Origin of the sequence: Amycolatopsis sp. EV170708-02-1, from assembly GCF_022479115.1 — a bacterium.
Taxonomy (GTDB): Bacteria; Actinomycetota; Actinomycetes; order Mycobacteriales; family Pseudonocardiaceae; genus Amycolatopsis.
The window spans coordinates 9026007-9045295 of record NZ_CP092497.1 but is presented as its reverse complement, the minus strand read 5'-3'; the positions used below and the strand labels follow the sequence as shown (position 1 = coordinate 9045295).

The window sequence follows — 19289 nt, the reverse complement described above, 5'->3', positions numbered from 1 at the left end:
GAGTTCCTGCCGTGCCGGAGTTGCCCGACCTGACCGCCGTCGAACTGATCGCCCAGTACCGCGCTGGGACCGTGTCGCCGGTCGAAGTCACCGAAGCGGTCCTCGCGCGTATCGAAGCACGCGAGCCTGAGCTGCACGCGCTCTACGCGTACGACCCGAGCGGTGCGCGCGAAGACGCGAAGGCGTCCGAAAGCCGCTGGCACGCGGGCGAACCGCTCGGCCCGATCGACGGTGTTCCGTTGACGCTCAAGGAGAACATCGCGACGCGCGGCACTCCGGTCCCGCTCGGCACGGCCGCCACCTCGCTGACTCCCGCGCCCGAAGACGCCCCGGCGGGCGCTCGCGTGCGCGAGTCCGGTGGGGTCCTCCTGGGCAAGACGACCATGCCGGACTACGGGATGCTGACGTCCGGGCTGTCGAGTTTCCACACCGCGTCACGGAATCCGTGGGACACCACCCGCACACCCGGCGGCTCCAGCGCCGGTGCCGGTTCGGCGGCCGCCGCGGGCTACGGCCCGCTGCACGTCGGCACCGACATCGGCGGCTCGATCCGGCTGCCCGCCGGCTGGTGCGGCCTCGTCGGGCTGAAGCCGAGCTTCGGCCGGGTGCCGGTGGATCCGCCGTTCCTGGGCCGCGTCGCCGGGCCGATGACGCGGACCGTCGCCGACACCGCGCTGCTGATGAGCGTTCTGTCCGGTGTGGACGGTCGCGATCATCTCTCGCTGCCTGCGTCCTCTGTGGACTGGACGTCGCTGTCTTGCGAGGTCAAGGGCCTGCGGATCGGGCTGCACCTCGACCCCGGCGTCGGGCTGCCGGTCTCGTCCGACATCCTCGCGGCGGTCACCGAGGCCGCGCGGCTGTTCGAAAGCGCCGGTGCGGTGGTGGAAGAGGTCTCGCCGTTCCTGCGCCGCGAAATGCTCGACGGACTCGACACGTTCTGGCGCGTCCGTGCCTGGTCGGACATGGCGGCCCTGCCCGAGGAGCGCCGCGCGAAGGTCCTGCCGTACATCGCCGACTGGGCCGCCGGCGGCGCCGATGTCAGCGGTGTCGACGCCTATCGCGGCTTCGCGCAGATCGACGCCATCGCCGTCGCGACCCTGCGCGCGACCGAACGTTTCGACGTCGTCCTGTCACCGACCTGCCCGGTCTCGGCCCCGCCCGCCGACTGGCCCTCGCCGACCAACGACCCGCGCCGCCCGTTCGAGCACATCGCCTTCACCGTGCCGTACAACATGTCCGGCCAGCCCGCGGTCTCGATCAACTGCGGCTACACCGGCGACGACCAGCCCATCGGCCTGCAAATCAGCGGCCGCCGCTTCGCCGACCTCGACGTCCTTCGCGCCGCTGCCGCCTACGAAACCCTTCGCCCCACTCCGCGCCCCTGGCCCTGACCCGCGTTTCGTCCTCTGAATGCGGTCCTTGCACGCGCAACTACCGCATTCAGAGGACGAAATGCGTGGGCTTGGGTGTCGCGCAGGTCAGGTGGGTCGTGGCTTTGGTGAGCCACTGATCAACGCAAGTTCCTCGGCGACTTCCTGAAGCTCCGGGCGGAGGTGCTCGAGCTCCGCCCGGAGCTGGTCGTGGTGTTCCCAAGCTCGTTCGTGTGTCCTTCTGCCCACGTTGCCGGGGCGGAGGTCGAAGTGCTCGTCGAGCGCCGGATGCCACCTGGACAGCAGTGGTCGCAGGATTTCCTCCAGCAGGCGGTTGGTGACGGTCCGCAGCCCCGGTCTTGTCGTTGTGGAGTCCCGTAAGGCCTGTGACGGCATGGCATCGCGAATACTGCGGGTTCTCTTGAACAACTCGTGCAATGAGGTCAAGGCATCTCGCAGCAGGCCGTGGTCGTCCGCGAGCGGCTGGAAGGGAACACGAGTGGTCAGTTCGTTCAGTACCCGATGGGCGGCATCTCGTTCGGCCACGTTCAGGTCATCGCGCAGCGGACGCGTCAAGATCACCTGCCGCTCGGCCGGAGCGTGTTTCCTGATGACACGGAGAGTTTGGGCGCGCACTCGCTCCGCTTCCGTCGGGTCGCTGTCGACGGCGCGAACGGTGAGGACGAAGGCCTGGGGCAGCTCAAAGCTTTCACCGTGCGGGGAGTTGCGAAGCAGGCCTTTGGAGACGAGACCTGTCACGGCTGCTTGCGCCGTCCTGAACTCGTCTTCGCGCGTCGTTCCGAGGTCTGCTGCGAGAACATCGGCGACCAGCAAAGGGGACACGAAGGTCGGCGCGGCCGCGGCGAAGACCCGAAGCGCCGTCCATTCGGCGCCGGTCAGCTGTTCGAGTTCGGGCCGGAGGCGTTTGATCGTCGGCTGAATGAGCTGCGACGTTCCACGGTGCAGTGAGTTCACCGCCCCACGCGCGCTGTCGAATCCGGCCGTCATGCTTGCGGCGAGCCAGAGCAGGAGGTCGGTCGCGCCACTTGCCGCGACGCGGAGTGCAGCGGGCACCTGGATGTCGTGGTCGCCCAGGTCCAGGAGCTCAAGCCCGGTGCCCAAGGTGACAAGCCGCGGATCGCGGGTGATAAGCAGACAGGGAACGTCAGGGTCACTGGGCAGCAGCGCGCGGATCCTGTCCGGATCACCGGCCACGTTGTCGATCACCCACAAGCCAGCGCCGTCAGCGAGGCGTACCGCGTTCTTCCCGTCCGACCAGGCGACTCCTCGGGGAAACGCCGAACCGAAATGCCGGACATAGGCGGCGGCCAGCGCGGTCTTTCCGATTCCCGCGATGCCGTAAAGGACCGTGACGGGGGCCCGAACCGGACCCGTGAGCCTGCCGACCATCGGATGGAGCGCGGAATGCAGACGGAGGAGATCGTGCCATCGGCCGGTGAAGCGCTCTGGTGGGTAGTGCTGGGAGGGAGTCAGCCATGGCGGTTGAGCGCGGACGAATCGGCCGAGCGGCACAGTGATGGTTTCGGCTCTGATCCTCACCGTCTCTGCGAGTTGCTCCAGCGCCGCCCGGGTCACTGGCCTGCCCGCTGCCAGTGCGTCACGCAGGTGGACAGGCTCGATGTGTGTGTAGGTGTCTTCGGGATTGACGACCAGAATTCTCGCGGTGGGATCTCCTTCCGCTTGAGCGGCGAGGTAGGCCGTCGCGAGCTCCTGCTGACAGGCCATGCGCGTCGGGTAGCTGGCGCTGTAGTAGACGAGAACGACGCGTGTGCGGAACAGTGCGTCCATCACATCGGGTGATATCGGTGTGAACGGCCGAAGCGTCGTGTCCCGGAATACCCGAAGGCCCGCAGAGGTCAGGGCTTCGACGATTCGGCCGACGACGCCGTCGTCGTCCCGGTCGTAGCTGATGAAGACGTCCCAATCCGGCTCCGGCATTCTTCCCCCTCTGGCAGACGACGGCTCAGCCACCGTAGCGCCCTAGAATGCCACCATGAGCAGGCACGAAGAGACGGACCGCGCACTCGCGTGGGAGCTGCATGTCGAGCTGGCCAGCCGGATCACGTCTGTCGAGCTGAGGCCCGACGAGGGCCTGCTCTCCGAGGTCCTGGACAGTCTCTACAGCGTGTTCGCCACGGCGCGCCGGGCGCTGGCCGACCACCGGCCTGCGTCGGAGGCGACGGAGGATTCCGTGCACCATCTGGTGATCAACCTGCTGAACAAGGGGATCCGGCCGTTCCTCGCCTATTGGCATCGGATGTACGTCGAGCACCAGGATCGGCGGCCGGCCGGGGTCACCGTGTTCGACCATGAGCAAGCGTGGGAACACAAGGATCGCTTTCGCGCTGAACTGGCCGATCTGCAGGTTCTTCTGCGCGATGTGGCTCGTCGTCTCGCCGAGCTCGCGAACGCTACGTCCTTGCTCGCCACTGCCGGAGGTGTTCGGTGATACGAAGGTTCCGCCGGGCAACGAGGCCACGAGAAGTGAGTGTCAAGCTGAAGTTGCCGTTCGTCGGCGAATTCGGCGGGACATGGGCACCGCAACGGGCGGAGGCCGAAGCCGCTTGGGAGCTCTACGTCGAGCTGGCGACGAGGATCACCTACGTCGAACTACGGCCCGGTGAGGGTTTGGTCCGGGAGGCCCTGACCAGTGTTTACAGCCTGTTCGGGACGACGAGGGACATTCTGCGCCGTTACGGCCCGGCCGTATCACCCGCGGACCGCGCCGGAGAGCTGACCTTCGGGACACTCGCGCTCACGGTACTCAATCTTTCGCTACGGCCGTTGCTCGCTTCGTGGCACCCGCGCCTCTTGGCCTGGGAGGACAAACGGCCGGACAACGTGTCGAAAGTGGATCACGAGAACGCCTGGGAGCAGATCGGTGAGCTTCGAGCAAGGCTCGAAGAAACCCGGCTCGGACTGGTGCAACTCGCGAATGTCCTCGCCAAGGTCGCCGGTGCCGCGCCGCTGGTTACGGACCCCCGGCTCTTGAACAACCCCGAAAAAGAGCGGGGGGGGCTAGAAGATTTGCGGTTTTGCCTGGCTACCGCTTTGCTCGGCTCCCGAGCGCGTGTAGCCAGGCGGCAAAATGCGGGCACTGGCCTTTCAGACCTTCGACGCCCAGACTTTCGATCGCCAACGGGCCTTCGAGCGTCTTCTTGTAGCCGGGGTGGTAGCGGGCGAGGCGCTTCGAAGGCGCGTTCTTCGGGTCGTCGTTGACGAGCTCCGGCCCACCGGCCTCGGCGCAGTCCTGTGCTATCCGCTCGCCCAGGGCCGGATCGTCGAGAAGTAACGCGAGCTGCGGTCCGGCGGCGAACACCCAGGACTCCAGTTCGTGGAGAACGAGATGTGGAACGAATCGGTAGTCGCCGACGGCCTCCTGAAGCTCGCGCTCGACGTGCTCGACCTTGTCAGTGGCGGTCCTCATCGGGCGTGTCGTCATCCCTGGCGCGTCAGTGGGGAATCCGTAGTAGTCGAACAACGTCGTCAGTACGGTGAGACGCGGGCTGGAGAGTAGCTCTTTGATCTCGCGATGCAGTTTCGCCCAAGACGAAACACCGCCGCGGTGGGTCACGGACGACGTTTGGGTGCGGACGGTTGAATAGGTCACGGACCAGCCTTGATTCTGAAGATGCCCGGAGAGCAGATCACGGACGACGGTCGCCTCGGTCTGGCCTTCCACCAACAGGTGCAGACGCTTCTGGTCAGGCATCGAGGACGCTGCCCAGCGATCCCGGCTGCCCGCCGATGATGTTCTTCTCCCAGAGTTCGCCCAGTGAGTATTCGTCGAGCCAGTTCGCCAGAGCGTGCTGGTTCGGCCGGGTGAAGATCGAATCGCCGTTTCGCTGTTCGACGATGATCAGATCCTCTGCGGAGAATTGGTTCATCAAGGTCACCGACTGGGTCGCGATCAAGACCTGACTGCGTGTGGAGGAGACCCGAAGCATATCCGCGAGCTGAACGATGGCGAACGGATGCAGGCCGAGTTCGGGTTCGTCGAGCACGACGAGCGCGGGCAGTTCCGGCTGGAGCAGCAGCGTGGCCAGACAGACGAAGCGCAACGTTCCGTCGGACATCTGGTTCGCCGAGAAGATCGTGTCCGAACCCTGTCGATGCCAGCGAAGCAGAATGCGGTCGGTGCTGTCCGGCTGGAGGACGAAGTCACGAAAGAACGGGGCAACCAGCCGGATCGCGCCGACGATCCGGCGATAAGCGACCTTCTCCGCCCGGTCTTCGCTGTCTCGGAGCCGCAGCAGGACTGCGGCAATGTTGCCCGCGTCCGCGCGCAGGGCCAAGTTGTCCGCGGTCGGGGAAAGGCGTTTCACCGGTGCGTCGACGCTGGTGTCGTGGAAGTGGTAGACGCGGCAGCCCTGAAGCAACTCGGTGATGTGCGAAGCCACTGAGTTGCTTCCACGTTCCTCGGCGACGTCGTTGAGGCGGCTTTCCCGGTGCCCGCGTCCGATCGATCTCGTCCAAGGTTGTTCATGTCCGGGGTCGTGGTACGAAATCACTTCTTCATCGAAGATCAGTTCTTCGCCGGGGGCCGCCGCCAGGTGGGCCTGGTAGCTGTTTGGCGGTGCCTCCAGTTTGAGACTGATCCGCAAAGTGTCGGCGGCGTCGTTGATCAGCGCCGACGCGCCGCCGTTGCGTCCCACGAACAGGTTCAGCAGATCTTCGCTGATCCTGCCCAACAGCTCGAAGGCCTGGACGAAGTTGCTCTTACCCGCGCCGTTCGCGCCTATGAGCACGTTCATCGCACCCAGTTCGACACGCGCCGAACGGATCGAAGTGAACCCCTCGATCTCGATCGACGTCAGCTGCTGGTAGGTCATGCACACAGCTTAGGCAATCGTCTGGAAAAGATGACGATTCGCCGGTTCGTGCAAGTCGCGACAGGAGTTGCTTTGCCGACCGGCAAGCTCTCGTCGACCAGCTCAGCGTGAGCTGAAGGACGCTTTCCCCGCATACGACGCGGTCAAAGGGCCCTTCACCGCATCTCATGCGGGTATGGCGCCCTTCAGCCGCCGATCGCCTCGGCCAGCGCCAGGATCCGCCGCGCGTTGTCCACGTGCAGGTTTTCGATCATCCGCCCGTCCACGGTCACGACGCCCTGCCCGGCCGCCTGCGCCTCCTCGAACGCCGCGATGATCTTGCGCGACCGCGTGATCTCCTCCTCCGACGGCGCGAAGATCCGGTTGCACGGCTCCAGCTGCGCCGGGTGGATCAGCGTCTTGCCGTCGAAGCCGAACTGCCGCCCCTGCACGCATTCCGCCTCGAAGCCTTCGAGGTCCTTCACGTCGTTGTAGACGCCGTCGAGGATCGCCTTGCCGGTCGCGCGCGCGGCCAGCAGCGCGAGGGAAAGCCCGCCCAGCAGCGGAGCGCGGCCAGGGACGAACTCGGCGTGCAGTTCCTTCGCCAGGTCGTTCGTGCCCATGACCAGCACGGTCAGCCGTTCGGACGCCGCGGCGATCTCCTCGGCGTGCAGCATCGCGACCGGGGTTTCGACCATCGCCCAGATCTTCGTGTGGTCCGGCGCGCCGCCGAGCTCCAGCGCGCGCTCGATGTTGTGCACTTCGGCGGCGGAGTTCACCTTCGGCACCACGATCGCGGCCGGGCCCGCCTGCGCGGCGGCACGGAGGTCGGCGTCGTGCCATTCGGTGTCGAGGCCGTTGACGCGAATGGTCACTTCGCGCGAGCCGTACTCCTTCGACGAAGCCGCGGCGCAAACGCGTTCACGTGCGGCTTCCTTCGCGTCGGGCGCGACGGCGTCTTCGAGGTCGAGGATGAGGCCGTCCGCGTCCAGCGTCTTGGCCTTTTCCAGCGCTCTTTCGTTCGCGCCGGGCATGTAGAGAACGGAACGACGGGGGTTCATGCGGAAGCCTCCTTCGTGGCCGCGTCGTAGGCGGCGGCGAGTTCAGGATCGTCGGCGGCGAGGGCGTCCGCGAGTTCGGCGACCACCCGGCACTGCTTCACCGAGGCGTCGTCCTGCATCTTGCCGTCGATCATCACCGCACCGGTGCCATCACCCATCTCGGCGATCACACGCCGTGCCCAGGCGACGTCCTCCGGCGCAGGCGAGAACACCTTCTTGGCGATGTCGATCTGCACCGGGTGCAGGCTCCAGGCGCCCACGCAGCCGAGCAGGAACGCGTTGCGGAACTGGTCTTCGCAGGCCACGACGTCGCGGATGTCGCCGAACGGCCCGTAGTACGGCAGGATCCCGTTCGCCGCGCAGGCGTCGACCATCCGCGCGACGGTGTAGTGCCACAGGTCCTGCTGATAGGTCGTGCGTCCCTCGTTCAGGTCCTCGCCGGTCGGGTCCGTGCGCACGAGGTAACCGGGGTGCCCGCCACCCACGCGGGTGGTCTTCATCCGACGGCTCGCGGCGAGGTCGGCCGGGCCGAGCGAGATGCCCTGCATCCGCGGGCTCGCGCCGGCGATCTCCTCGACGTTCGCGACGCCGCTGGCGGTCTCCAGGATCGCGTGCACCAGCAGCGGCTTCGTCAGCCCGGCACGCGCTTCGAGCTGCGCGAGCAGCCTGTCGACGTAGTGGATGTCCTGTGCGCCTTCGACCTTCGGCACCATGATCACGTCGAGTTTGTCGCCGATCTCGGTGACCAGCGTGATCAGGTCGTCGAGCACCCACGGCGAGTCGAGGCTGTTGACGCGCGTCCACAGCTGCGTCTTGCCGAAGTCGGTCGACTTCGCGATGGAGACGAGCCCGTTCCGCGCGGCCTCCTTGCGGTCGGCGCGCACGGCGTCTTCAAGGTTGCCGAGCAGGACGTCGACCTTCTTGGCGATGTCCGGGACCTTGGCGGCCATCTTCTCGTTGCTGGGGTCGAAGAAGTGGATCATCCGCGAAGGAGGCACGGGGATCTGGCGGAGCGGTTCCGGCGCCCCCACCGCGAGCGGGGCGAAGAAATCCTTCGGCGAACGCATCGTTCCTCCATCGCTACGGGCTAAGTGACCGACGGGTAACCCTAAACCCGGAAGGCGGGGAACCGCTGCGGCGCAGCTCACCTCCAAGGGGACACGATCGGGAATCGCGGAGGAATCTGTGGACGACTGGGCCTTGCCGGGTTTCACCGAGCTGGGGTCGCTGGGCGAAGGCGGATTCGGGCGGGTCGTGCTGGCCCGTCACGATGAATCCGCCCAGGTCGTGGCCATCAAATACCTGTACGCGAGGTTCGCGGCAGACCCACAGCGCCTGGCCGAATTCCGCCACGAGGCGCAGATCCTGAGCCGCGTTTCGGGCCCTCATATCGCCCGTCTGCACCAGTTCGTGGAGACCCCGCAAGGGGCCGCGATCATCATGGAAGCCGTTCACGGAATCTCCCTGAAAGAGATCCTCGGCCGCCAGGAGAAGCTCGAACCCGAAGCCGCGCTGGCCATCCTCAAGGGCTCCTTGCTTGGTCTCGCCGGCGCGCATGCCGCGGGCACCGTCCACCGCGACTACAAACCGGCCAACGTCCTGGTCACCCGCGAGGGGAAGAGCAAACTCGTCGACTTCGGCATCGCCGTGCTCGCCGGGCAGACCGGGGTCGCCGCCGGCACCCCCGCGTACATGGCGCCCGAGCAGTGGGCGGGCGGCATCGCCACCCCGGCGACCGACGTCTACGCCGCGACCTGCGTGTTCTTCCAATGCGTCGCCGGACACCGGCCGTACGAGGCGGAGCAGACCGAAGTGCTCCGCACGCTGCACGAATACGCCCCGATCCCGTTCGGCGAGGTGCCCGAACCGGTCCGCGACCTCATCGCGCGCGGGATGGCGAAGGACGTCGCCCACCGGCCGTCGGGCGCGGCCGAGTTCGTCGCCGAGCTGGAGGCGTGTGCCAGGAAGGCGTACGGCGAGGATTGGGAGCGCAACGGCTGGCACTGGCTCGCCAAGGGCGCCGGCGTCCTGGTCGCCCTGTCCCCGCTGGCCCTGCTCGGCGCCGGGACCGCCGCCGCACCGGTCGTCGCGGGCGGAGCGGTCACCGCCGGCGGCGGGATCGCGCTCGGCCTCAAGATCACCGCCGCGGTGGCCGCCGCCACCGCGGTCGCCGTCGGGACGGTCGTGGTGGTCGACACGAACAGCGACGACGAAGCGCCGCCACGGACGACCACCGTCGCCGCGATGAAGGTCGACGTCCTCACCCGCACCGAGAAACTCGACGGCTTCGACTTCAACGGGAAGTACGTCCGGATCAGCGGGCTGAAGGACAAAGCGGTGGAGGAGCGGGTCAACAAGGCGCTGATGGCGCCGATCGACGGCTGGCTCACGAGCGTCTGGCCGCCGGGCAGCCCGCCGGAGAAGGAACCCGACGGCGACATCCCGCATATGTCCACCACCGCCGAGGTCCTGCGCCAGGACGACAAGCTGATCTCGGTCGTCTACGAACGTTCGGTCGAAACGGTCCAGCTCGGGAACCGCGGCGCCTACGTCGTCCGGACCCTCGTGATCGACCTGTCCGACGGCGACGTCATCCCGACCGCGGGCCTGTTCGACAACGTCGACGGCAACGCCGAGCGGATGCGGATGGTGGAGGACCGGATGTACGCCTCGGCGAAACCGGGCGAGTGCCTCGCCACGCCGCCGTCGGAACCGGAGCACCTTCCCGCCGGGGCGATGTCGGACCGGTACACCCAGGACGGGGCGATCGTGCAGGCGGCGCCCGCGGCGAACGGGATGGAGTTCCACGTCGCCGCCTTCGCGCTCGGGTACCCGATGGTCTGCAATCCGACGACCGTCACCGTCCCCTACGAACGGCTGCGCGGCCTGCTGAGTCCCGCGGTCGCGCACCTGCTCGGCGGCACGCAGGGCAAAAAGACCAAAGAGGACAACATCGGCGCCTTCACCATCACGACGCCGGAAAACTGGCGGCTGCTCGCCGGTGAACCCATCGAGCGCTACCTGGTGACCGCCGACCAGTGCACGCAGCCGTTCTACTGCGCGGGCGTCGTCTTCAGCGACAACTCCCGGGTCGATCCGGCCACGCCGGCGTATGAACCGGGCAAGCCCTACAACCGGTCCACCGGTCCGCGCCCATGTCACGCCCTCGGCGCACCAGGGGAGACCCAGGGGTCGCCTGTCCTCCAACTGAAGGAGCTCCGTTCGATCGGGCCGAAGAAGGCGGCCTACGAAGAGTGGCGCCTCACGTGTTCTGGCGGCGGTAGCGTCACCCAGCGGGTCTGGTTCCTGCCGAAAACGCAGCTCGTGATCGTGGACGAGTGGAACACTCCAGGCCTCGACAAGATTTTGGAAGAGGCGAAGTGGAACTAAGCGACGAGTGGAGACTGCCCGGCTTCACGGAGCTGGAGCAGCTGGGCACGGGCACGTTCGGCCGAGTGGTGCTCGCGCGCCAGGACAACACCGGCCACGTCGTCGCGATCAAATACCTCTTCTCCCGCTTCGCCGCCGAGCCCGCCTACCTCGACGCGTTCCGCCAGGAGGCGCTGGCGCTGCACCGGGTGTCGAGCCCGCACGTCGTGAAGCTGTACGAGTTCTTCGAGACGCCGCAGGGCGCGGCGATCGTCATGGAGGCGATCAACGGCGTTTCCCTGCGTTCCGTGCTCCAGGCCGAAGGCGCCCTCGAACCCGAAGCCGCCCTCGCGGTCCTGAAGGGATCGCTGCTCGGGCTGGCCGCGGCGCACTCCGCCAACGTCGTCCACCGGGACTACAAACCGGCCAACGTCCTCGTCGCCGACACCGGTGAAAGCAAGCTGGTCGACTTCGGCACGGCCGTCCTGGCGGGTGAACGCGGCCCGTCCGTCGGCACACCCGCGTACATGGCGCCCGAGCAGTGGTCCGGCGGGCAGGCCACCCCCGCGACCGACGTCTATGCCGCGACCTGCGTGTTCTTCCAGTGCGTCGCCGGGCACCGGCCGTATGAGGCCGAGCAGACCGAAGTGCTGCGCACGCTGCACGAACACGCGCCCATCCCGTTCGGCGAAGTCCCCCAGCCGGTGCACGAGATCGTCGCGCTGGGGATGGCGAAGGACCCGTCGAAACGACCGGTCGACGCGCTCGTGTTCGTCAGCGAACTGGAACGCGTCGCCCGCGCGGGGTACGGCGACGAATGGGAACGCAAGGGCTGGGCACGGCTGGCGAAGGCGGCGGGTGTGCTCGTCGCGGCGACGCCGTTGGTCCTGCTCAGCGCCGGTACCGCGGCGGCACCGGGGGTCGCCGCCGCCGGAACGGGTGCGACGGCCGCCTCCGCGGGCGGGATCGCGGCCGGGCTGAAGATCACCGCCGGGCTCGTCGCGGCGACGGCCGCCGTGGTCGGTTCGGTGGTCGTCTTCTCCGACGCGAGCACTCCGCCGCCGTCACCGCCGACCACGCAACAGGCCGTCGCGCTCAAAGTCGCCATGAAGACCGAGTCCGGGACGGTGCCCGGCACGACCCTCGCCTACACCGGGGACCGGCCGGAGGTGACCGGTTCGCCCGATCAAGCCTGGCTCAAGCGGGTCAACGAAGCGCTGATGGCGCCGATCGACGCCTGGAATCGCAAAACCGGCCCCGGCGCCGCCAAGCTGGAGCCGGAACGCGGCCCGTACAAGCTCCTCACGAAGGCCGACATCCGTTCGCAGAACGAGCGGTACCTCTCCGTGCGCTACACGCACGATCTCGAGAACAAACCGCATTCGACCTGGGGAAACGGTCGTGCCGCGGTGACCATCGACCTGAAAGAGGGCAAGGCACTCACTCCCGCCGAGCTGTTCGCCCCCGGGAAGTTCACCGACGACGGGCTGCGGACCCTCGCCGAACTGCTCTGGCCCGACAAGCAGCAGTGCGGTGCGCTCAGCAGCACCTTCCCGTACCGGCCGCTCAAGACGGCCGACCTCACCGAAGAGCCGAAAGTGTGGCTCGCGTTCGCCCCGGCGGCCGTCGAGGTCACCGTCGACCTCAACCTCCTCGGCTTCGCCACCGCCTGCGGAGTCCAGGACTACACGCTGCCGTACGACAAGCTGACCGGTCTCCTGAACCCCCAGCTCGTCGAGGGCGTGACCGGCGGAAAACCGCTGAAGGGGACATCGTCCGCCCCGCCCGCGCAGGGAGGCACCGAGGTTTCGGCCGGCGCGCTCACGCTGCAGCTGCCACAGGACTGGTCCGTGGTCTCGCAGGGGCTGGAGAAGGTGCTCGTCGCGCCGGGCTGCCCGGATCCCAAGAAGTACTTCAACTGCAAATACGTCCTGCTGACGGACAACACCCAGCAGTCCGCCGAACAGCCGCCGTACCGGCCCGGTGAGTTCTATCGGCGCAGCGCGGGCGGCCGGGCCTGCAACGCCGCCGGACGGAAGGACCTCCGCCAAGAGGGTGACGCGGTGCGGACGGTTTCCGCCACCGCACCGGTCGGCGGCGCGACGGCGACCTACGAGGAGTGGACGATCCAGTGTGTTCCTCGTGGACAGACGGGCGGAAGCGGCGAGGCGCAGGTGACTCAGCGGATCTGGTTCCTTGCGGACAGGCAAATCGTGGTGCTGGACGAGTGGCGGACGCCGGGCGTCGAAGAACTCCTTCGTACCGCGACGATTTCGTGACCGGACCTGCGAAAGTCCAAAGTGGAATGAGTATGCATTGGGCCGAATGGCCTAACGCCCACGGTTGAGGCCAGTGACCGTTCGGAGACGCCGGGTAACACCACTTACCTCCCTCTCACTCGGTTGGCGGCACGGTCGGACTGAAGTCGAATGACCGCCTACCGACCGGTCACCGATGACAAGGCGCCGCCGATCGCAGCCACTCCCGTTGTCCGGCGCCGCCGCCTCCCCGCCCTGTTAGACAGGTCATGTGCCGCTTCCACCGAGGTGGCACGGGATGACGAGCCCTAGGGAAACCAGGTTCGAAGGAGGCGGAACGTGGCGGCTACACCGAATATGGAGAGCTCGACGGTCGCCGGTGGCGCGAAGCGCAGCCGGTCACTGCCGAGCCGGGTGGTGCCGCCGATCGAACTGCCCGCGAGCGTCGGGGAGCTTTCGCGCAAGGCGGCGGCCCTGCTCGGCTGGAACGGCATCGTCTTGCCGGAGACCACCGTGCTCGGCCGCAAGATCTGCGTGGTCGCCCGGCTCCGTACCGACGTGCACGCGGAGCGCATCGCGATGGGCATGGGTCCCGTCGTCGATCGCGCCACCGTCGACACCTGGACATGGCCAGAGCTGGCCGCGACCGCACCCGCGCCGGCCGCCGAGATCATCGGCGTCCTCGCGGTCGCCCGGCACTGGCGCACCGCGATGGCCTCCGCGGTTCCGTTCGCACGTTACGGCGAGGCCGCGATGGTTCTCCCATCGCCTGCCGTACTGACGGAGGACTACGTCGGCAACTGCCTGCCGCGTGCCCGCGCCTACGGGCTCGGCATCGTCACCGCCGACCCCAACGCGGTGACCGACCTCGACCTCGAGGGCCACGGCGAGCGCATGATCCTCGACGAGGACCCGGTCTCGCGCCTGGTCAACGAGATCGTCTACGACCAGCTTCTGCGCGAGACCGAGCTTCCTGCCGAAGTCGACTGAACGCGCTACCGTCGGGTCCATGCGAGTCGTCATTGCGGGTGGACACGGACAAATCGCGCTGAAGCTGGAGAAACTGCTCTCCGCACGCGGTGATCAGGCGGTGGGGATCGTGCGCAACCCCGATCACGTCGCCGATCTCGAAGCGGCCGGTGCCGAAGCGGTCGTCCTCGACCTGGAAAAGTCCGATGTGGACGCCGTCGCCAAGGTGCTCGACGGCGCCGACGCCGCCATCTTCGCGGCGGGCGCCGGGCCGGGCAGCGGGACGGCCCGCAAGGACACTGTGGACAGAGCGGCCGCGGAACTCTTCGCGGCCGCAGCCGAACAGGCGGGTGTGCGCCGGCATGTCCAGGTCGGCTCCATGGGGCGGACAAATGGGAGACCGCGGACGTCCCGGACGATTTCCGGATCTACCTCAAGGCCAAGAAGGCGGCCGAAGACGATCTGCGTGCCCGCGATCTCGAATGGACGATCCTGCGGCCGGGACAGCTCACCAACGACGAGGGCACCGGCAAGATCCTGATCGCCGAGTCCACCGGCCGCGGGCCCATTCCGCGGCAGGACGTCGCCGCGATCCTCGTCGCGCTGCTCGACACCCCGTCGACCGCGGGACGCGTCCTCGAAGCCATCTCGGGTGATACTGCTATCTCTCAGGCCTTTTCCGCTCTGTGAAACCTTAGTGTGTGGACGTAATCCGTCTTTTGAATGAACGGAGAAGGTCCTTGCGCGAGGACATCGCGGTCTTCAGTGGCAGCGCCCATCCCGAGCTCGCCGAAGAGATCTGCGCCCATCTCGGTGTTCCCCTGCATCCGGTGAAGGTGCAGCGGTTCGCCAACGACTGTCTCGAAGTCCAGCTCGAAGCGAACTGCCGCGAGCGCGACGTCTTCCTGATCCAGCCGCTGGTGCGGCCGGTACAGGAACATCTCGTCGAACTGCTGCTGATGCTGGACGCCGCGCGGGGCGCTTCGGCGAAGCGGATCACCGTCGTCATGCCGCATTATTCGTACGCCCGCTCGGACAAGAAGGACGCGCCGCGGATCTCGATCGGCGGCCGTCTCGTCGCCGACCTGATGGCGACCGCGGGCGCCGATCGCGTCCTCGCGATGACCCTGCATTCGCCGCAGGTGCACGGGTTCTTCAGCGTCCCGGTCGATCACCTGCACGCGTTGCAGGAACTGGCGAAGCATTTCCGCCAGTACGACCTGTCCGCGACCACCGTCGTCTCGCCGGATCTCGGCAACGCCAAGGAGGCCGCGCATTTCGCCCGGCTGCTCGGCGTTCAGGTCGCGGCGGGCGCGAAGCAGCGCTTCGCCGACGACAGGGTCGAGATCAGCTCGGTGATCGGCGAGATCACCGGCCGCGACGTGATCGTCCTCGACGACGAGATCGCCAAGGGCAGCACGGTGATCGAACTGCTCGGCAAGCTCCGGGAACTGAAGCCGCGCTCGATCCGCGTCGCCTGCACGCACGGCCTCTTCTCCAGCGGAGCGCTCGAGCGGATCGGCAGCCAGCCCGACGTGCTGGAGGTCGTCTGCACGAACACGGTGCCCATCCCGCCGGAGGAGCAGAGCCCGAAGCTGCGGGTCCTTTCGATCGCGCCCGCGCTGGCGGAGGCGATGCGCCGGATCCACAACGGCGAGTCGGTCAGCGCCTTGTTCGAAACCGCTTAGGCAGTGCCGAGGACCCGGTCGAGGTAGGTGTTCGCGAAGAGCCCGGCCGGGTCCACCTCCTTGCGGACCCGCAGGAAGTCGTCGAAACGCGGGTACCGCGAGCGCAGCGTCGCGGCGTCGAGGTCGTGCATCTTGCCCCAGTGCGGGCGGCCGCCGACCTCGCCGACGATCGACGCGAATCCGGCGAAGTACTCGCGGTAGGGCATGCCGACGAACTGGTGGATCGCGATGTAGGCCGAGTCGCGGCCGTTCGCGGTCGACAGCCAGATGTCGTCCGCGGCGGCGACGCGTACCTCGACCGGGAACGCGACCGGGTTCTCCAGCTTCGGGACGAACGCGCGGAGTTCGGAGAAGACGTCGTGCAGCGCTTCGCGCGGGATCGCGAACTCCGACTCGACGAAACGCACGCCGCGATGGGTCACGAAGACGCGATGCGACGTGTCGCTGTACTCGCGGGCGGAGAGGATGTTCGAGGCGAACCGGCCGAGCGGCTGCACGAGTTTCGGCACCGCGCGGCCGAGACGGCACAGCCCGCCGAACGCGAGGTTCTCCGTGACCTCGTAGTCGACGAACTCCTTCAGCTTGCTCAGCGGCCGGTGTTCGCTGCCCGCCGGAAGCCGGTTGTTGCGCTTGACCAGTGCGTTCTTGCCGTAGGGGAACCAGTAGAACTCGAAGTGGTCGTTCTCGTCGGCGAACCGGTCGAAGCCTTCGAGGACCTGTTCGAGTGGTTCCGGTCGCTCCTGGGCGGAGAGCAGAAACGACGGTTCACACTGCAGGGTGACCGTGCTGATGACGCCGAGCGCGCCGAGCCCGACTCGCGCGGCGGCGAAGAGGTCGGGGCGTTCGTCCGCCGAACAGGTGACCACGGTGCCGTCGGCGAGCACGAGTTCGAGCGCGGCGATCTGGGTGGCGATGCCGCCGAGCCGGGCTCCGGTGCCGTGGGTGCCGGTGGAGATCGCGCCCGCGACGGTCTGCGCGTCGATGTCGCCGAGGTTGGTCATGGCGAGGCCCAGCGCGTCGAGTTCGGTGTTGAGCTGTTTGAGCGTGGTCCCCGAACGGACCGTGACCAGGCCTTTCGCGACGTCGGCGGACGCGATCCCTGTCCAGCCGGTCAGGTCCATGGCGTCCGAGTTCGCGGCGGCGATCGCGGTGAAGGAGTGACCGCTGCCCAGCGGGCGCAGGCGGCGTCCGTCCGCGGCGGACCGCCCGATCGCCTCGGCGATCTCCTCCGTGCCGCGCGGCCGGTGCACGCGCAGGGGTGAAGCCGCCGCGGTTCCCGCCCAGTTGGTCCACCGAGTCATGCGCCCACCGTTTCGTGAAGTCCGCTTCTGAGAGGCCCGAGTGCCGAAACAGTAAGTGAATAGTATTCGCGTTTCAAGCCCTTCTGTCGTACCTTAGTTCGGGTGACCAGTGCGACGGTGTACGACTTGGCGACGAAGGACCTGGATCCTCCGTTCGCGATTGTCGACTTGGATGCGTTCGACGCGAACGGCGCCGACCTGCTGCGGCGGGCCAACGGCAAACCGATCCGCGTGGTCAGCAAATCCGTGCGCTGCCGGTATCTGCTCGAACGGGTCCTCGCGAGGCCGGGTTTCGAAGGCCTCATGTGTTACTCGCTCGCCGAAGCCGTCTGGCATGTCGAGCAGGGGACGTCCGAGGACATCGTGGTGGCGTACCCGACCGCCGATCACGGCGCGCTGCGGCGGCTGGCGGCGAACGACCGGGCGCGGGCGGCGATCTCGATCATGGTCGACTCGCCCGAACATCTCGATCTCGTCGATGCCGCGCTGGGGCAGGGGCATCCGGAAATCCGGGTCTGTCTGGAACTCGACGCTTCGTGGCGTCCGCTGCCCGGCGTGCACATCGGCACCCGGCGCTCACCGGTGTTCAGCCCGCGGCAGGCCGCGGATCTGGCGCGGACCATCCTGTCCCGCAAGGGTTTCCGGCTCGTGGGGATGATGGCGTACGAAGGGCAGATCGCCGGGCTGGGCGACGCGGCCGGCAGCGGGGCGAAGAACTCCGTCATCGGCTGGATGCAGCGAAAGTCCATTGTGGAAATCGCGAAGCGCCGCGCGGCCGCGGTTCGCGCCGTCCGGGCGCTGGCGGATCTGGAGTTCGTCAACGGCGGCGGCAGCGGCAGCGTCGAATCGACCGGCGCCGAAGCGGCCGTGACCGAAATCGCGGCGGGCTCGGGCTTGATCGGGCCGACGCTCTTCGACGGCTACGCGCACTTCTCGCCGCGCCCGGCCGCCATGTTCGCGCTACCCGTCGTCCGGCGCCCCGCCCCGAAGGTCGCGACGCTCTTCTCCGGCGGCTACATCGCTTCGGGCCCCGCGGAGTCTTCGCGGCTTCCGACGCCCTACCTGCCAGAAGGTCTCTCGCTGCTCGGATTCGAAGGCGCCGGCGAAGTCCAGACCCCCGTCTCCGGCGAAGCGGCCCGCCACCTGCGGCTCGGCGACCGCGTCTGGCTACGGCACGCGAAGGCCGGCGAACTCGCCGAACGCTTCACGCACTACCACGTCGTCGTCGGCGACCGCGTCGACCGGGCCGTCCCCACCTACCGCGGCGAATCCCAAAACTTCGGCTGACCGCGCAACCCCACCCCCCACCCATCCCTGGGGGGCGCGCCCTGCACCAGCGTATCGGGAGGGGGCGACGGGGGACGGGGTTCGGAGGAGTGAGGGGCGAGGTTGTCCACAACTGTGGGTGGGTGTGGACAACTTATGTGGACAAGTGGGTATGGGCAGGTCAGGGCCAGTGTGAGCGGGGTTCCTGGGAGTCGTGTGACTGGTGAGGCGTTGGGTTCGGGCGCCGGTGGACACGAATGGAGCAAGGGGATCCACCGGCGACGCGAAGGCCTCCTTCGGGACGTTGAGCGTCTCAAAGGTGCCCTTCAGGACGTCCGGACAGCGCGCCGGGGAGTCCACAGTGGACTAACGTGGGCCGAAGGCGTCCTTCCCCGCATCGGACGCGGGGAAAGCGTCCTTCGGCACCAAGGCGGGCCCGCCTGAGGGTCCCCAATGTCGCATCAGGGACGCTCAGCGACTCGAATGCGACATTGGGAACCCCAAGAGAAGCCGGAACCCCAAGAAACTCAAGCCTCGCCGAACTTGCTCGCCAAGTAGCCCTTCACGACCGACTTCGCCTCCGCCACGATCCGCTCGTCCCCGCGCGGGTCTCGGCGGAAAGCCAGCTTCAGCAGCGCGTCGGCGGTCTCGTTCGCGATCGTCAGCGCGAACCGGATGTCGTCCGGCGGCGACTGGATCCGCGCGGCGAGCACGTCGGTGAGCGCGTCGACGATGACCGCGTTGTTGTCGCGCGTCTCGTCGAGGAGCTGCCGGTCCACGACGTCACCGAAGTGGACCTTCGAGAAGCCGGGGACCTCGCGGTGCATGTCGAGGTAGATGTCGAGGATCGAGTCCACGACGTCCCACCAGTGCTCGGGCGCGAGTTCGTTCAGGGTTTCCGACACCGAGGCGACGAACCGTTCGAGGTTCCGCTGCGTCAGCGCCTGCACCACGGCCCGCTTGTCGGGGAAGAACTGGTACAGCGAACCGACGGCCACCCCGGCGCGCTTCGCGATCAGCGTGGTCGTCAACGCGTCGTAGCCGAGTTCGTCGATCAGCTGGGCGCTGGCGTCGAGCATCTGCTCCACCCGCTTGGCGCTGCGCTGCTGAACGGGCTGCCGCCGGAGCGGAGTCGTCTCCGCTTGCGGTTTCGCGGCCTGGATGTCGGACACTCG

General features: G+C 67.7%; 14 protein-coding genes and 1 pseudogene. 8 read left to right on the top strand and 7 right to left on the bottom strand.

Going from position 1 to position 19289, the window contains the following annotated elements; translation table 11 throughout:
- Positions 1–11 precede the first annotated feature (11 nt).
- On the top strand, positions 12–1391 hold the full coding sequence (locus MJQ72_RS41495; protein ID WP_240596324.1) for an amidase: 1380 nt from the start codon (positions 12–14) through the stop codon (positions 1389–1391).
- 87 nt (positions 1392–1478) lie between these two features.
- Here MJQ72_RS41495 and MJQ72_RS41490 read toward each other — a convergent pair whose 3' ends face one another.
- Positions 1479–3329 (bottom strand): toll/interleukin-1 receptor domain-containing protein, encoded by a 1851-nt coding sequence (locus MJQ72_RS41490; protein ID WP_240596323.1) that lies wholly within the window; start codon positions 3327–3329, stop codon positions 1479–1481.
- A 55-nt stretch (positions 3330–3384) separates the two neighbouring features.
- On the opposite strand from MJQ72_RS41490, the gene MJQ72_RS41485 reads away from it, so the two are divergent.
- Positions 3385–3840, top strand: a complete 456-nt coding sequence (locus MJQ72_RS41485) for a hypothetical protein (RefSeq protein ID WP_240596322.1) — start codon at positions 3385–3387, stop codon at positions 3838–3840.
- 594 nt (positions 3841–4434) lie between these two features.
- Here MJQ72_RS41485 and MJQ72_RS41480 read toward each other — a convergent pair.
- The 4 genes from MJQ72_RS41480 to MJQ72_RS41465 all read right to left on the bottom strand — a co-directional run bounded on the left by MJQ72_RS41480 (position 4435) and on the right by MJQ72_RS41465 (position 8330).
- Positions 4435–5103, bottom strand: a complete 669-nt coding sequence (locus MJQ72_RS41480; RefSeq protein WP_240596321.1) for a DUF4276 family protein — start codon at positions 5101–5103, stop codon at positions 4435–4437.
- Positions 5096–6223 (bottom strand): AAA family ATPase, encoded by a 1128-nt coding sequence (locus MJQ72_RS41475; protein WP_240596320.1) that lies wholly within the window; start codon positions 6221–6223, stop codon positions 5096–5098. The genes MJQ72_RS41480 and MJQ72_RS41475 overlap by 8 nt, the downstream gene beginning before the upstream one ends.
- A 185-nt stretch (positions 6224–6408) precedes the next feature.
- On the bottom strand, positions 6409–7263 hold the full coding sequence (locus tag MJQ72_RS41470; RefSeq protein WP_240596319.1) for a CoA ester lyase: 855 nt from the start codon (positions 7261–7263) through the stop codon (positions 6409–6411).
- The gene (locus MJQ72_RS41465; protein ID WP_240596318.1) at positions 7260–8330 is read right to left on the bottom strand and encodes a CoA ester lyase; all 1071 of its coding nucleotides are present in this window, start codon (positions 8328–8330) and stop codon (positions 7260–7262) included. The genes MJQ72_RS41470 and MJQ72_RS41465 overlap by 4 nt, the downstream gene beginning before the upstream one ends.
- 118 nt (positions 8331–8448) lie before the next feature.
- Between MJQ72_RS41465 and MJQ72_RS41460 the strand changes: the two genes are divergently transcribed.
- From MJQ72_RS41460 to MJQ72_RS41440, 5 genes and pseudogenes are all read left to right on the top strand, one after another.
- Positions 8449–10653 (top strand): serine/threonine-protein kinase, encoded by a 2205-nt coding sequence (locus tag MJQ72_RS41460; RefSeq protein ID WP_240596317.1) that lies wholly within the window; start codon positions 8449–8451, stop codon positions 10651–10653.
- Positions 10644–12911 (top strand): serine/threonine-protein kinase, encoded by a 2268-nt coding sequence (locus tag MJQ72_RS41455; RefSeq protein WP_240596316.1) that lies wholly within the window; start codon positions 10644–10646, stop codon positions 12909–12911. The genes MJQ72_RS41460 and MJQ72_RS41455 overlap by 10 nt, the downstream gene beginning before the upstream one ends.
- A 318-nt stretch (positions 12912–13229) precedes the next feature.
- Positions 13230–13880 carry a hypothetical protein gene (locus MJQ72_RS41450; RefSeq protein ID WP_240596315.1) on the top strand — a complete coding sequence of 217 codons (651 nt, stop codon included), beginning with the start codon at positions 13230–13232 and terminating at the stop codon, positions 13878–13880.
- 19 nt (positions 13881–13899) lie between these two features.
- Positions 13900–14549, top strand: a pseudogene (locus tag MJQ72_RS41445) (NAD(P)H-binding protein).
- A gap of 50 nt (positions 14550–14599) precedes the next feature.
- Positions 14600–15547, top strand: coding sequence for a ribose-phosphate pyrophosphokinase (locus tag MJQ72_RS41440; protein WP_240596314.1), 948 nt, complete (start codon positions 14600–14602; stop codon positions 15545–15547).
- Here the strand turns inward: MJQ72_RS41440 and MJQ72_RS41435 are convergent.
- Positions 15544–16848 carry a D-arabinono-1,4-lactone oxidase gene (locus tag MJQ72_RS41435; protein ID WP_240596313.1) on the bottom strand — a complete coding sequence of 435 codons (1305 nt, stop codon included), beginning with the start codon at positions 16846–16848 and terminating at the stop codon, positions 15544–15546. The two genes, MJQ72_RS41440 and MJQ72_RS41435, sit on opposite strands and share 4 nt — an antisense overlap.
- Before the next feature lie 102 nt (positions 16849–16950).
- On the opposite strand from MJQ72_RS41435, the gene MJQ72_RS41430 reads away from it, so the two are divergent.
- Positions 16951–18135, top strand: a complete 1185-nt coding sequence (locus MJQ72_RS41430; protein WP_240596312.1) for an amino acid deaminase/aldolase — start codon at positions 16951–16953, stop codon at positions 18133–18135.
- A gap of 506 nt (positions 18136–18641) precedes the next feature.
- On the opposite strand, the gene MJQ72_RS41425 is transcribed toward MJQ72_RS41430, so the two are convergent.
- Entirely contained in the window at positions 18642–19286 is a 645-nt protein-coding gene (locus tag MJQ72_RS41425) for a TetR/AcrR family transcriptional regulator (protein ID WP_240596311.1), read from the bottom strand.
- Positions 19287–19289: the final 3 nt, after the last annotated feature.